This window comes from uncultured Dietzia sp., from assembly GCF_937873725.1.
Classification (GTDB): Bacteria; Actinomycetota; Actinomycetes; order Mycobacteriales; family Mycobacteriaceae; genus Dietzia.
In genome coordinates, this window is the sequence record NZ_CALMYY010000112.1 from 21090 (window position 1) to 34259 (window position 13170).

11 protein-coding genes and 1 pseudogene are annotated in these 13170 nt (G+C 66.6%); 5 read left to right on the plus strand and 7 right to left on the minus strand.

Annotated elements, in window-relative coordinates; translation table 11 throughout:
* Positions 1-16 precede the first annotated feature (16 nt).
* Entirely contained in the window at positions 17-490 is a 474-nt protein-coding gene (locus Q0444_RS12105; RefSeq protein WP_299023341.1) for a DoxX family membrane protein, read from the plus strand.
* Between the two features lie 1532 nt (positions 491-2022).
* Here the strand turns inward: Q0444_RS12105 and Q0444_RS12110 are convergent.
* The 7 genes from Q0444_RS12110 to Q0444_RS12140 all read right to left on the minus strand — a co-directional run bounded on the left by Q0444_RS12110 (position 2023) and on the right by Q0444_RS12140 (position 9729).
* Positions 2023-2847: an SDR family oxidoreductase gene (locus tag Q0444_RS12110; protein WP_299023342.1), complete on the minus strand. Its 825-nt coding sequence runs from the start codon at positions 2845-2847 to the stop codon at positions 2023-2025.
* Between the two features lie 55 nt (positions 2848-2902).
* The gene (locus Q0444_RS12115) at positions 2903-4075 is read right to left on the minus strand and encodes a sulfotransferase (RefSeq protein ID WP_299023343.1); all 1173 of its coding nucleotides are present in this window, start codon (positions 4073-4075) and stop codon (positions 2903-2905) included.
* 20 nt (positions 4076-4095) lie between these two features.
* Entirely contained in the window at positions 4096-5250 is a 1155-nt protein-coding gene (locus Q0444_RS12120) for a hypothetical protein (protein ID WP_299023344.1), read from the minus strand.
* Complete coding sequence (locus Q0444_RS12125) at positions 5247-6080, minus strand: 3'(2'),5'-bisphosphate nucleotidase CysQ (RefSeq protein ID WP_299023345.1); 834 nt, start codon at positions 6078-6080, stop codon at positions 5247-5249. Before Q0444_RS12125 ends, Q0444_RS12120 begins: the two co-directional genes overlap by 4 nt.
* Entirely contained in the window at positions 6073-7950 is a 1878-nt protein-coding gene (gene cysC / locus Q0444_RS12130; protein ID WP_299023346.1) for an adenylyl-sulfate kinase, read from the minus strand. Before cysC ends, Q0444_RS12125 begins: the two co-directional genes overlap by 8 nt.
* A complete protein-coding gene (gene cysD, locus Q0444_RS12135) occupies positions 7950-8858 on the minus strand; it encodes a sulfate adenylyltransferase subunit CysD (RefSeq protein ID WP_299023347.1) in 909 nt (302 codons plus the stop codon). The genes cysC and cysD overlap by 1 nt, the downstream gene beginning before the upstream one ends.
* A gap of 316 nt (positions 8859-9174) precedes the next feature.
* The gene (locus tag Q0444_RS12140) at positions 9175-9729 is read right to left on the minus strand and encodes a TetR/AcrR family transcriptional regulator (protein WP_299023348.1); all 555 of its coding nucleotides are present in this window, start codon (positions 9727-9729) and stop codon (positions 9175-9177) included.
* A 246-nt stretch (positions 9730-9975) separates the two neighbouring features.
* Between Q0444_RS12140 and Q0444_RS12145 the strand changes: the two genes are divergently transcribed.
* From Q0444_RS12145 to Q0444_RS12160, 4 genes and pseudogenes are all read left to right on the plus strand, one after another.
* Positions 9976-10572: a hypothetical protein gene (locus Q0444_RS12145; protein ID WP_299023349.1), complete on the plus strand. Its 597-nt coding sequence runs from the start codon at positions 9976-9978 to the stop codon at positions 10570-10572.
* Positions 10505-10804 carry a hypothetical protein gene (locus Q0444_RS12150; RefSeq protein ID WP_299023350.1) on the plus strand — a complete coding sequence of 100 codons (300 nt, stop codon included), beginning with the start codon at positions 10505-10507 and terminating at the stop codon, positions 10802-10804. The genes Q0444_RS12145 and Q0444_RS12150 overlap by 68 nt, the downstream gene beginning before the upstream one ends.
* Before the next feature lie 192 nt (positions 10805-10996).
* The gene (locus Q0444_RS12155) at positions 10997-12085 is read left to right on the plus strand and encodes an IS110 family transposase (protein WP_299023351.1); all 1089 of its coding nucleotides are present in this window, start codon (positions 10997-10999) and stop codon (positions 12083-12085) included.
* Between the two features lie 25 nt (positions 12086-12110).
* Positions 12111-13106, plus strand: a pseudogene (locus tag Q0444_RS12160) (IS3 family transposase); the annotation flags it as partial.
* Positions 13107-13170 lie beyond the last annotated feature (64 nt).

Here is a 13170-nt window from a genome sequence, read left to right on the forward strand (position 1 = left end):
GCGCAATACTTCGAGAATGAATGATGACACGCAGTCCCGGACGCCCGCCGCCGACATCGCACCCGCCCGCCGCCGCGCGGGGGAGGCGGTGCGGCACCTCGGCCGGTGGGCACTCGGCGCAGCGCTGCTCGTCGCGGGGACCGGTCACCTCACGACCATGCGGCAGGAGTTCCAGGCCCAGGTCCCGACCTGGGTCCCGCTCGACCCGGACGTCGTCGTGGTCGCGTCCGGCGTCGTCGAACTCGGACTCGGCGCGACCCTGATCCTCGCGCCGAGGCGCTACCGTCCGGCGGTCGGCGGCGTGACGGCGGCGTTCTTCATCGCGATCTTCCCGGGCAACATCTCGCAGTACGTCACCGGCACGGCGGCGTTCGGCCTCGACACCGATCGCGATCGGCTCATCCGGCTGTTCTTCCAACCGGTCCTCGTGGCGTGGGCCCTGTGGTCCACGGGCGCCTGGCGCGCGTGGCGGAACCGAACCACCCGCTGATCGCCCCGGCCGGGCTCGCACCCGAGGGCAGCGTCACACCGGGGGCACCCCGTCCGAAACGTCACTGTGACGAATCCCCCCCACGCCAGGGGGACGGCTGGCAACACAGACGTGAGGCCCCGGGCGGCGTCGCGAGGCGTCCTCACGCCCTGCTCGACCCGGGACCTCACGGCAGGCTCGGCGGCACCGGGCCGCCACGGGCATCAGGCCATGTCCGCCGGGAGGACACTGAGCAGCCATTGGTAGAGATCGACCAGAGGGTTGTGGATGAACATGAAAGCGTTCTCGACCGATCCGCGCATGATGTCGTACCTTTCGCTACCGGGCGGCACGGTGCCGCCTCACATGACATTCGGAGTAGCACCCTGTGCGGATGGCTGCGGATCGAAACCCGCCCAGCCCTCTCCCAAGTGCCGATAATCTACATTATGACAAGCTGGCGGTGTCGAGCTGTAAATCGCTCAAACTCAACCCTTCCTCGGTCGCCTGGCGTCACGCGTGCTCTCCGAGGACAAGCGCGGAATCAGCGGAGGGTAAAGGCCCAGTCCGGTCGCCCCGGTACGTCAAGGCCATCGATTCACACTCGGCCGCGCTTCCACCCCCATACGGAGAGCCCCACCGCGGTCAGTGAAAGTATCGGGAGAATCCATGCCCCCACCGAACGAGCCTGCATCAGCCAGTAATAATCAGTGCCCACGACACCGATCACAGCCTGTCTGTTCGTCAGCGGCATGTACCTCCACCAGCCACCGGGCTCGCCGAAAGCAGGGAGCCACATGTGGAGCGACCCGGCCACCAAGAACATCGCCGTCGGGAAGGACAGCCAGAACCACGGGAAGCCCTTGCGAGGCTGCGAGGCTCGCCGAGGCAGGACGGCAGCCCCGACCAGCACGACTATTAGCACGGCGAGTATCCATACCCAGATCATGGCGGCCACGTTAGCCCCCGCCACGTTGATGACAGCCGCTCTCTGACCGCAACCTGAAGACGGTCCCCCAGGCCGGCGCCATTCCAGCCGGTAACCAGGTCTTATGTAAAGTCGAAAGAACCCTATGGTCTCGATACCGGCACTCACTGACGCGTACTCGAACCCTCATCGTCCTTGCCGTAGCGGGAATTTCCGACGGCGGCATCACGACGCAAGGACCGCGACTTCGGTGTCGCGTAAGAGCGTGGCACCAGCTTCGTCGCGCAACAGGTGGGCTCACGCGACGAACAAGCGCCGTTTACTTCTGACGCTGAAGTGCGCGGTAGAGCGTGGATCGACCCACTCCCAAATCTCAGGCGATCGCCGACGGACATCCCTCTTACCGATGCGGTCGCGGCCTTGTCGATCTGCTCGGCGGTCAGAGCCGGTCCATCGAAGCAAGAATGAGCTCGTCATCGCTTCAGCGTCTTGGGCCGGTGACGCAAGGCTGAACTCCGTGTCTTTCTTGGACAGTGACGACTGGTCTCTGGGAACGGATAAGAGCGGCGCAAGCTCTTGCCCCGCCCTGGTCTGTTGAGTCCAGCGTGGGACGGCAATCGAGGAGTCAGTGGTGGCTCTGTCCGCAGGTGACGTCGAGGCACTGCCCAGTGATGCCGCTGGCGAAGTCGGAGGCGAGGAAGACTGCAGCGTCGGCGATCTCGTCCGGGGTCGGCAGGCGGAGTAGGTCTGTCTGCTGTGCCTTCTCCGCGTACTTCTCCGCGGCGGTCGCTCCCCCGTTCGCCTCGCGCCAGGCGTAGAAGTCGCGCAGCTTGTCGCCCCAGATGTACCCCGGCGCGACAGAGTTGACCCGCACCCCGCGGGGGCCCAACTCGATGGACAGGCTTCGTGCCGCTGCCAGGAGTGCTGCCTTATCCATGCGGTAGCTGCCGACACCTGGCAGGCGGTTACGAAGGACGAGGGAGTTGATAAGTACGACTGATCCGCTGCGTGCTGTGAGGGTATCGGCCAATTCCTGAACCAGGCCTACTGATGCCAGGACGTTGAGGTCGGTCTGCTGGCGCATTTCGTCCAGATCGGCTTCGAGGAGCTTGACGTACGGCGGGTGGGCGAAGGCCGCGTTCATCAAAACGTCGACGTGACCGAAGGAGTCCATGGCGGCCCGGGCGAGTTCGTGGCGGGCGGAGGCGTTGGTGATGTCCGTCGGCACCGCAAGTGCCTGGCGGCCGAGGTCGCAAATCTCCTGCTCGATGAGGTTGAGCCTGTCGGCGCTGCGGGCTGCGAGGACAATGTCGGCGCCGGCCTGCGCGGACCGGACGGCCAGGGAGCGGCCCAGGTCCGGGCCCACCCCGCACACCAACACGACCTTTCCCTGCAGTAGCGGGGGCACCGGGGCCCGGTTCTGGGTGGCAGGCTCGACGGGGGTGTTCATTGCGTTCTCCTGTGATGAGTGGATCCGCGACTATCGCGGGGCGGGCGGGCCGGGGTCAGCGATCGAAGGCGCTCAGGACCTGCTTGTCGGTCAACCCGTAGTCGGCAAGTGTGTAGCTGTGCCGGGGTGCGGCGGCGCCGTGCCTGGCCTCGCGGTCGGCCTCGGCGACCGCCTGCTCGACCTCGGGGGTCCAGTCCATACCGAACGCCTCATAGACCTTCCGCACGGTGCCGACCTGGTCGCGGACCAGGTCCCTGAAGGCTACGTCGACGAACTGCGCCTGGTCGTACCTGCCCCGTGCTTCGTGGAACGCCTGGTAGGAGGTCGCCCAGAGGTCGAGTTGAGTGCGACCGATGGTCTCACCCACGAAGGTCTCGGAGTGCCCGTCCGATGCGGCGGCGGCCAGGGAGCACGCGGAGGCGATGCAGGTGACCGGGTCGCGGTGGGTGTAGACGATGAGCGCGTCGGGGTACGCCGTCATGAGGGCGTCGAGCGCGGTCATGTGGGACGGGTTCTTGAGCACCCAGCGCTTGTCGAGATCGTTGAGCCCGACCAGTTGGAGGATGCGGCGGTGACGGGCGTAGGCATCGGTCCAGTCCCGGCCCGCGAGCCACTCGGTGTAGCGCGGGAGGTTCGCCGTGGACTGGTACGAGTTTGACTTGCCGGTCTGACGCAGGAGTCGCCAGCACTCCTCGACCACCGTGGCGTCCATGTAGTGGATGCCCTTGAAGTCCGGGGAGGCGGCATGGTGGGCGGCGAAGCCCCGCTGCATCGCGGCGAACCGGGGATCGGACTCCCACGTCTCCCGCGGGGGGCGTGGCTGGGGGAACTGGGTCAGCCACATCTCGAGCCCCTGCGCTCCCGGATCGGCGTGGAGTAGGCGGTGCAGGATCGTGGTCCCCGTACGTGGGAGGCCCATGAGGAAGATCGGGCGTTCGATCCGGACCCGGTCGTGTTCGGGGTGGGCCGCGAACGCCGCCTCGGTGAGCAGGACACCGGTCAGCGCGCTCTTGACCTCCGAGCGCTGGAAGGCGCGGCCCCGTGGCGTCAGCCCCGCCTCGGGCGAGTTGAGATCGTCGACGATCACCCGCAGCCCCTCCTCGTGCGCGCCGGACCCGAAGTCCGAGAGCCCCGTGGAGCGCACGGCGGCGGCGACGATGTCCTCGTACGACCCGACCTCGGCCCGCTCGCGCGCCATGATGTTGTCACTCGTCCCGGTGGGTGTCATTGCAGTGATCCTTTCTGGTGTCACGAGATCATCCGCTGCGCGATGCCCACCTGTCGGTCGGCGATGCGCGCTGCGTACTGCTCGGGCGTGACGCGGTTGTGGTCGAAGTGCGGCAGGTGCCGGGGCAGGTCGTCAAAGGACACGAGCTCCACCGACGGGCCGTCGCCGGCGCTGAGCTCGCGGCTGATGTGCTGCCAGCGCATCATCATCACGCCCGTGCGGTGGCCGGTGGTGTCGAGCCAGTTCGCGATGCCCGGGTCGCGGGTGGAGATGACGTACCGGAACTTCCCGTCCGGATCGGCCTGGGACTGCGCTGCGGTCAGAGACGACTGCCGGTGCTCGTAGTCGGTGGAGACGTACCACTTCGAGCCGAGCTGGATGGCCTGGTACGCAGCCTCCTCACATACGGGCACGGTGACGACCATCGCTTGGTCGTCGTCCAGCTCGTAGTGCCCGAGCGAGGAGTACTGGCTCGCCAATCCGCCGGGGGTCTGCGCAGGTGCGGTGAGGGTGTTGACCGGCTGGGTGTAGGTGTACCACTTGGGGAACTCGAACCACGTACGGATCCGGCTGGTCAGCGCCTTGGCGGCCACGTCGAAACGTTTCTGGACACCCTCGCTTGTCAGTGGGACGCGGGGGGTCCCGGCGGTGTCCAGGCGCTGGATGCGGATGGTGCCACGGCGTTCGTCCACCCAGTCGCTATACACCTCACGGATGATGAGGCAGGACCCCTTCTTCAGGCCGGGCTCGGGCCCGAATGTCCACGAGAAGCTGCCGTCGGCGGCGATGTCCAGCTCCCGGTCGTCGAATGCCGCCAGCGTGGTCGGGGCGCCGGTAGCGCTGTAACTGCCGTCCATCAGCTGGAACGACAAGTCGGAGGTCGTCCCCCGCGTACCGGTGACCTGGTAGGTCCCGCCCTCGTCGAGGTAGGCGTTGAAGTAGATCGCGTCCGGGTTGTCCAGCCCCTGGCGCGAGTACTGGTGAGTGCCGTTCATCAACACCGGGTGGACGAGGTCGTAGCTGAAGGCCGCCTGGATCGCCGAGCGGATGTTGCCCGCGAGGTAGTCGTACCCCTCGGCGCGCTCCTGCTCGGTGACCTCGAAGGGCGGATCCGCGATGAGGGCCTCGGCCTCGGCGACCGCCTGACGAAAGTTCTCGGTCCAGTCGTGGGTCATGACACTGTCTCCTTGCGGTCGTGGGGGACGCCCGGATTCTCGGCGAGGAAGGCGAGGATCGCCGGGGCGAGTTCAGGCCGGCACACCACCAGGTCGGGCAGCAGCACGTCGGGCTGGTTGTAGGTCAGCGGGGTCCCGTCGAGCCGGCTGGTGAACAGCCCGGCACTGCGGGCCACGGCGACCGGTGCCGCGGAGTCCCATTCGTACTGTCCCCCGGCGTGGACGTAGGCGTCGGTGATCCCACGGACCACCGAGAGGACCTTCACCCCGGCCGAGCCCATGGGGACCAGTTCCGCATCGAGGTGCGCGGCCAGCTCGGTCACGAAGGCCGGGGGCCGGGTGCGGGAGACCGCGATGAGCGGCCGCGACGAGGCGGGGCCCGGCGCCGCGCCGGGGGCACCGGTGTGGAAGGTACGGCCGAGGGCCGGCTGGGCTACCGCCCCTGCGGCCAGTTCGCCGTCCTGCCACAACGCCACGTGGACGGCCCAGTCGTCGCGCGGGGGCTCCGAGTACTCCCGGGTCCCGTCGACCGGGTCGATAATCCAGACCCGCCGGGACGTGTGGCGGTCGTGACGGCCGACTGTGCCGCGGTGCCCCTCCTCCGAGAGCACCGCGTCCCCGGGCGCGTAGGTCGCGAGCAGCTCCATGAGCAGCTCGTGTGAGGCTAGATCCCCGGCGTCCTTGAGCTCCTTACCAGCGAGCCCGGACCCACGCAGCTCGAGCAGCACGGCGCCGGCGGCCTCGGCCGCCCACGCGGCGAACCGGTGGTCGTCGTTGAGAACGCCGGGTGGCGGGGTCGGGACAGGTCGCCGCTTCCCGGGGTCAGCCATGGACGGTCGCCGCCATGCCCTCGACGGCTGCCAGCACCCGTCGGGCCATTTCCTCCACGGTGCCGTCTGCGCCCGTCAGGTGCAGCTCGGGATCGAGGGGTTCCTCGTACGGCGAGTCGATCCCGGTGAACCCGGAGATCTCCCCCGCCCTGGCACGGGCGTAGAGGCCCTTGGGGTCTCGCTGCTCACACACCTCGAGCGGGGTGTCCACGAAGACCTCCACGAACCGGAGGCCGGCCTCCTCGTGCGCACGGCGGACCGCCTCCCGGGTACCGCGGTCGGGCGAGATCTGGGAGACCACCGCCACCTGGCCGGAGTCGGCCAGGATCAGGGCGACTTCACCGGTCCGGCGGACGTTCTCCGCGCGGTCGGCGGCCGAGAACCCGAGGTCGGAGTTGAGTCCGTGCCTCAGGTTGTCGCCGTCCAGGAGGTAGGCCGCCCGTCCCTGCTCGACCAGCTGCCGCTCGGTCTCCATCGCGATGGTGGATTTGCCGGACCCGGACAGACCGGTCAGCCAGATGGTGAGGCCGGCCGCCCCGGTGGGCGCGGGACGCCCGTTCCTATCGACCGCATTGTCCTGCCACACCACGTTCTCTTGACGCACGGCCGGACCGGTGATCATCCCCGCGGCGACGGTGGCATTGGTCGCCTCGTCCACGAGGATGAACGATCCCGTCTCCCGACTCCGCCGGTAGGAGTCGAACATCAGGGGCTGCTGGGAGCGGATCGTCACCCGGCCAATCTCGTTGAGCCCGAGTGACGTCACGCCGATGTCGCGGTGAAGGGTGTTGACGTCGAGTCGGTAGTCGATCTTCTCCACCGCGGCTCGGGTGGACCGGGTCGTGTGCTGGATGACGTACTTACGCTCGGGGTCCAGCTCCGATTCCTCGGTCAGCCAGCACACCATCGCGTCGAGGTCCTGCGTGACGAAGGGGCGGTTCTGTGGGCGGCAGATCATGTCGCCGCGAGCGATGTCGATGTCGTCGGCGAGTTCCACGGTCACGGCCTGGCCCGCGAAGGCCTCCTCCAGCCGGGCACCGCCCGGACCCCACACCGTCGACACGGTCGTGGTCTTCCCCGCGGGCAGGACGGTGACCTCGTCGCCGGCCTTGATCACTCCCCCGGCGACGGTCCCGGCATACCCACGGAAGTCGTGGAGCCCGGCGTCGCGGGAGGCGTGCGGCCGGATGACGTACTGCACGGGCAGTCGCACGTCGATGAGGTTGCGGTCAGAGGCGATATGCAGGGTTTCGAGCTTGTCGAGCAGTGCGGACCCCGTGTACCAGCCCATCGCCTCGCTGCGGGTGACAACATTGGCGCCGGTAAGCGCGCTGATCGGGATGAATGACAGGTCCGAGACCTCGAGTTTCGCGGCGAACTGCTCGAAGTCCTGGCGGATCTGTTCGTAGACCTCCTGCGAGTAGTCGACCAGGTCCATCTTGTTGATGCACACGATGAGGTGCGGAATGGCCAGCAGTGAGGCGAGGAAGGCGTGGCGGCGGGACTGTTCGAGTACCCCGTGTCGCGCGTCGATGAGGATGATCGCCACGTCGGCGGTGGAGGCGCCGGTGACCATGTTGCGCGTGTACTGCTCATGGCCCGGGGTGTCGGCGATGATGAACTTGCGCTTGGGGGTGGCGAAGTAGCGGTAGGCCACATCGATGGTGATGCCCTGTTCTCGTTCGGCGCGCAGGCCGTCGGTGAGCAGTGACAGGTCGGGGGCTTCGGATCCGCGGGCCTTACTCGTGACCTCGAGCGCGTCGAGCTGGTCGGCGAAGATCGCCTTGGAGTCGTAGAGCAGTCGCCCGATGAGGGTGGACTTGCCGTCGTCGACAGAGCCTGCGGTGGCGATGCGGAGCATCTCGCTCATCAGAAGTACCCTTCCTTCTTGCGGTCTTCCATTCCGGACTCGGAAATGCGGTCGTCGGCGCGGGTGGCGCCTCGTTCGGTGACCCGGACCGCCGCCACCTCGGCGACGACCTCGGCCGGGGTGGCGGCCTCGGACTCCACGCATCCGGTGCAGGTCGCATCACCCACGGTCCGGAACCGGGTCATCGACACGAACGGGGTCTCGTCCGGAGTCGGCTGGATGAAGCGGTTGACCTCGAGAAGCATCCCGTCGCGCTCGACGACGGTGCGCTCACGGGCGTAATACAGGCTCGGCAACTCGATGCCCTCGCGCTCGATGTAGGACCAGATGTCGAGCTCGGTCCAGTTCGACAGCGGGAAGACACGAATGTTCTCGCCCTTGCGGTGGCGACCGTTGTAGTGGCTCCACAGCTCGGGGCGCTGATTGCGCGGGTCCCACTGGCCGAACTCGTCGCGGAACGAGAAGATCCGCTCCTTGGCGCGGGCCTTCTCCTCGTCACGGCGGGCGCCGCCGAACACGGCACCGAACCTGTTCTCCGTGATGCCGCGCAGCAGGGCGGTGGTCTGCAGACGGTTGCGGGGGGCGCCGGGAAACTCCTCCTGGGACCGGCCGGCGTCGATGTCATCCTGGACACTGGCCACCAGCAACCGAAGTCCGTGCCTCTCGACCGTGGCGTCGCGGTAGTCGAGCACCTCGTCGAAGTTCTGCCCGGTGTCGACGTGCATCACCGGGAACGGAACCGGGGCCGGCCAGAAGGCCTTCATCGCCAGATGCAACATCACCACCGAGTCCTTGCCGCCCGAGAACAGCAACGCTGGTCGCTCAGCCGTAGCGGCCACCTCGCGAAAAATGTGCACTGACTCCGACTCCAGCCGGTCGAGATCCGTCTGCTCATAGACAGCCGTCACGCTCGTCACTCTCCTCAGATCCGATTTCATGTCAGTACTATGACACGAAATCTGCAGGGCGCACAACCCCCGGCGACGACCTGGCGAGCCAATCAGACCGCCCAGGTACTGCCGACGACGATTAGTGCTGTTCACGCGGCAGCAAGACGTAAGGCGGCAGCTTCTCGAATCGAGGGTTCGGTCGACGGCGCTCGGCGGCGCGCCCTGGCGACCAGGGTCGGCAGCCCCTAGCGACTGGCGGGACGGGTGGTCGGTTCGGGCGTCACCGCGGTGTGCGGGCGCGGCAAGCGGCCTGCGCGAGTGGGACGCGACGCGCTCAGGCCGTGTCGGCCGGCGGGGTGAGGCGATCGATTGCCCAGGTGACGGAGTCGATGGCCTCGTCGGTGGACATCTTCCAGACCGATGACAGCCGTTCGTAGGCCTCCGTGCTCCACAGCACGTCCAGCAGGCCGGCCAGACGACGGTCGCCCCCGCTGGCGTCGAGCAGCGCCTGCATCCGCTCGCGGTTCATGGCAATGGCCGCCTCAGAGGGCCTGGGCTGTGTCTCGAGTGCTCGATCGAACGTGCTGAGCGAGGTGAACAAACGGTTGACCACCTCCGCCACATCATCGATGGCCAGGTCATCGTAGGAGATCTGTGCGTCCTGATTGATCCGGACCATGAGCGCGTCGTGGAGATCTCGCTGAGTCGGAAAGTGGCGGTAGACGGTGCGCTCGCTCACCCCAGCGGAGTCGGCCACCGCCTTGAACGTGATGTCTGCCCAGTTCCACCCGCTGCTGACCCGCGCCAGATCCAGCGCAGCGTTCAGGACGCGCTCCCGCCCCTGTTGCTGCCGGCGAGAGCTGTCGTACTTGCGTGCACCGGCAGTCATGTCACGACCTTATCCTTGCCCCGCCGGCGGGGAGCTGCGCCCACATCCGCTCCTGCCATCCAGGCCTGGCCACCATGGCCACTGCCACACCACGCCCCCAGGTGAGTGTGCCAGTCTGAATTGGCCCCACTTGGAGGCGTAGTGCTGGTCTGAAATGGCCCCACCCTCGATCAATCAGACCCTATGTTTCGTGTCGTCCGACCAAAGACGTTCACGAGAGGCAAGGGGTTGAAGGAGAGATCGAGAGTGGAGCAGTTCGAACGTATCCGACGAGACGCCCGAGACGAAGGCCTGTCCATCCGGGCGCTCGCCGCTAGGCACAAGGTGCACCGCCGTACGGTGCGCGCGGCGTTGGCCGATGCGGTGCCGCCACCACGTAAGACCCCGGAACGCCAGGCGCCGGTTCTGGGTCCGCATGAGGCGACGATCCGGCGTTGGTTGACCGAGGACCTCGAGGCGCCGCGCAAGCAACGTCACACCGCTCGCCGCGTGTGGCAGCGCCTGATGGAGGAGGAAGGAGTGGAGGTGGCCGAGTCGAGCGTGCGCAACCTGGTGGCCAAGCTCCGCGCCGAGATCAGCGGGCCGAAAGAGGTGATGGTGCCTCAAACTCATCCGCCGGCCGAGGAGGCCGAGGTCGACTTCGGCGAGTTCACCGTCACCATTGCCGGGGTGGTGATGAAGATATTCATGTTCTGCATGCGCCTGTCGCATTCGGGCAAGGTGAACCGCCCCAGGTTTCCCGCCGCATCCTTTTCGAGTCGAGGAGGATGGCTGCATGCCGAAGAAGATCGATCCCGCGGTCAAAGAGCGGGCCCTGCGGATGGTGTCCGAGCACCGCAGTGAGTACGCATCACTGACAGCCTGCTGTGACCAGGTGGGCCGCCGCCTTGGGCTAGGCAAAGAGACAGTGCGTCGGTGGGCCCTGCAGGCCGACATCGACGCCGGCGCCCGCCCCGGCGTCAGCACCGAGGAGAGCGCCGAGATCAAGCGCCTCAAGGCCGAAAACCGGCGGCTGACCGAGGACCTGGAGATCATGCGCAGGGCCTCGATTTTCTTCGCGTCAGTACCAGAATGAGAGTGGCTCGGTGGAGTTGGCTCGTTTCTTCGCTGCCGTAGGTGGCTTGTCCCCGATGTGCCGCTCCGCCGGGCTAGCACCGCCGTTGGAGGTCGTGGCCTGATAGGAGCTTGCTCGCTCGTCCTGCCCCACTGAGGCGTGCCCGATCTCGAACGGCGGTGCCGTACTGCACGCAACATCAGGAGGTCGGCGATGACTGTCATTGGAATTGATGCACACAAGAATTGGCACACGCTCGTCGCGGTCGACGAGGTCGGCAAGAGAATCGATGTCCTCACGGTCGAGGCTCGGGCTGCTGGGCATCAGAAGATCATGGCGTGGCTCGAGCAGTTCGACGGCGTCTGCATTGCGGTCGAGGACTGCCGGCATCTGACCCGTCGTCTGGAAGCTGACCTGCTCGGTACAGGGCACAAGGTGGTGCGAGTCCACACCAGGTTGATGGCAGGTATGCGCCGCTCGGGTCGTGAACACGGCAAGTCTGATCCGATCGACGCTGAAGCCGTTGCACGCGTTGCTCTGCGCGAAGATGACCTACCGACGGCCGAGCTGCCCGGCCCGGCGCGGGAGATCAAGCTGTTGTCCGACCATCGTCGTAGCCTGGTCGCTCGACGTACTGCTATGCAATCCAAGGTCCGCTGGTTCCTGCACGAGATTGATCCTGACCTGCAGATACCGTCCCGGGCACTGCGTCGCTACCACCTGCTGGATGAGCTAATCGCACGACTCTACGAACACACCGGGGCGGTGGCCGAGATTGCCCGGGATCTCCTGGAGGACATTCGGTCACTCACTCGGCGGATCAATGAGATCGAGAGCCGCCTGACCAAGCTGGTGCGCGCGGATCACCCACGTCTGCTCGAGGTCCCGGGCCTCGGGGTTCTCGGCGCGGCCACAATTATCGGGGAGACCGCCGGGGTCAGGCGGTTCAAGTCCAAAGACGCCTTCGCCCGTTTCAACGGCACCGCCCCAATTCCCGTCTGGTCGGGCAACAAGGTCCGCGTCAGGCTGTCCCGGGGCGGCAACAGGCGCATCAATACCGCGCTGCACATGGCCGCGGTGACCCAGCTGCGACTCGGCGCAGAAGGTACCGCCTACTTCGACAAGCTCATCGCCTCCGGCAAGACCCGAACCGAGGCGTTGCGCCTGCTGCGCCCCCGCATATCCGATCGGGTGTTCGCAGCGATGCGGGCAGACGAAACACGGGCCGTGCTCGACGCCACGTCACCTCCTCCACCTGCAGCACCGCAATCTCCAATCGCTGCGCTCCAGACGGCCGCTTAACGAAGACTTGACATAGGAGCATCGGGGAACTCGACCCCCGCAACCGGTGATCTGCGAGTTCATCGACCAGATGCGCTCCGAGGGGCATGCGGTCGAGTCGATCTGCCGGGGCCTGCGCAAAGCAGGCCTGCAGATCGCCGCACGGACCTACCGCGAGTGGACGTCGCCGAGACGAGCAGTCGCAGCCAGAACCGTCAGCGATGCCGAAGTCGAGGACGTCATCCGGAAGCTGGTGTGGCAGCCCGATGAGCAGGGGCGCCGGAAGATGCAGCCTGCGGGCCTGTATGGGCGTCGCAAGATGCTCGCCGAGGTTCGCCGGACCGGCCTGGCCGCCGCGAGCCCCGGGGCTGTCGACAGAGTGATGCGCACGCTGGGGCTATCCGGGGTGGTGCGGGCGAAAAAGGTCTACACCACCGTCGCCGACCCCGACGTTGTTCGAGCACCGGACCTCCTCGACCGGGACTTCACCTCCGACCGGCCCGACCGAGTATGGGTAGCCGACTTCACATACGTACGAACCTGGGCGGGTTTCGTCTACGTCGCGTTCGTCGTCGACGTCTTCGCCCAGCGCATCGTGGCCTGGAACGCGGCCACCACCAAGCACGCTGATCTGGTCACGATCCCAATGCGAATGGCGTTGTGGCAACGCGACCGCGAGGGGCATCCGATCGAGCCGAAGTCGCTTATCAGTCACTCGGATGCAGGCAGTCAATATACATCTGTAGCGTTCACCGAACGACTCGCCCTCGAGGGCATCGAGCCATCGATCGGCAGCGTCGGTGACGCATATGACAACGCACTAATGGAGACGATCAACGGGCTGTACAAGGCCGAGTGCATCCGCTCGTCGATCTTCCGGGACGGACCGTACAAGACGATCTCCGACGTGGAGTACGCCACTGCCGCGTGGGTCGAGTGGTACAACAATGAACGGCTTCACTCGTCCCTGGGTTACGTCCCGCCCATCGAGTTCGAGCAGAGCTACTACGCCGCTCTCAACCGAGAGCTTCAACCCACATAGGAGCGGCGGAAAACCTGGGGCGGTTCAAGGCGTTCCATTTCGCCTACGCCAACCAGGCCCAGGA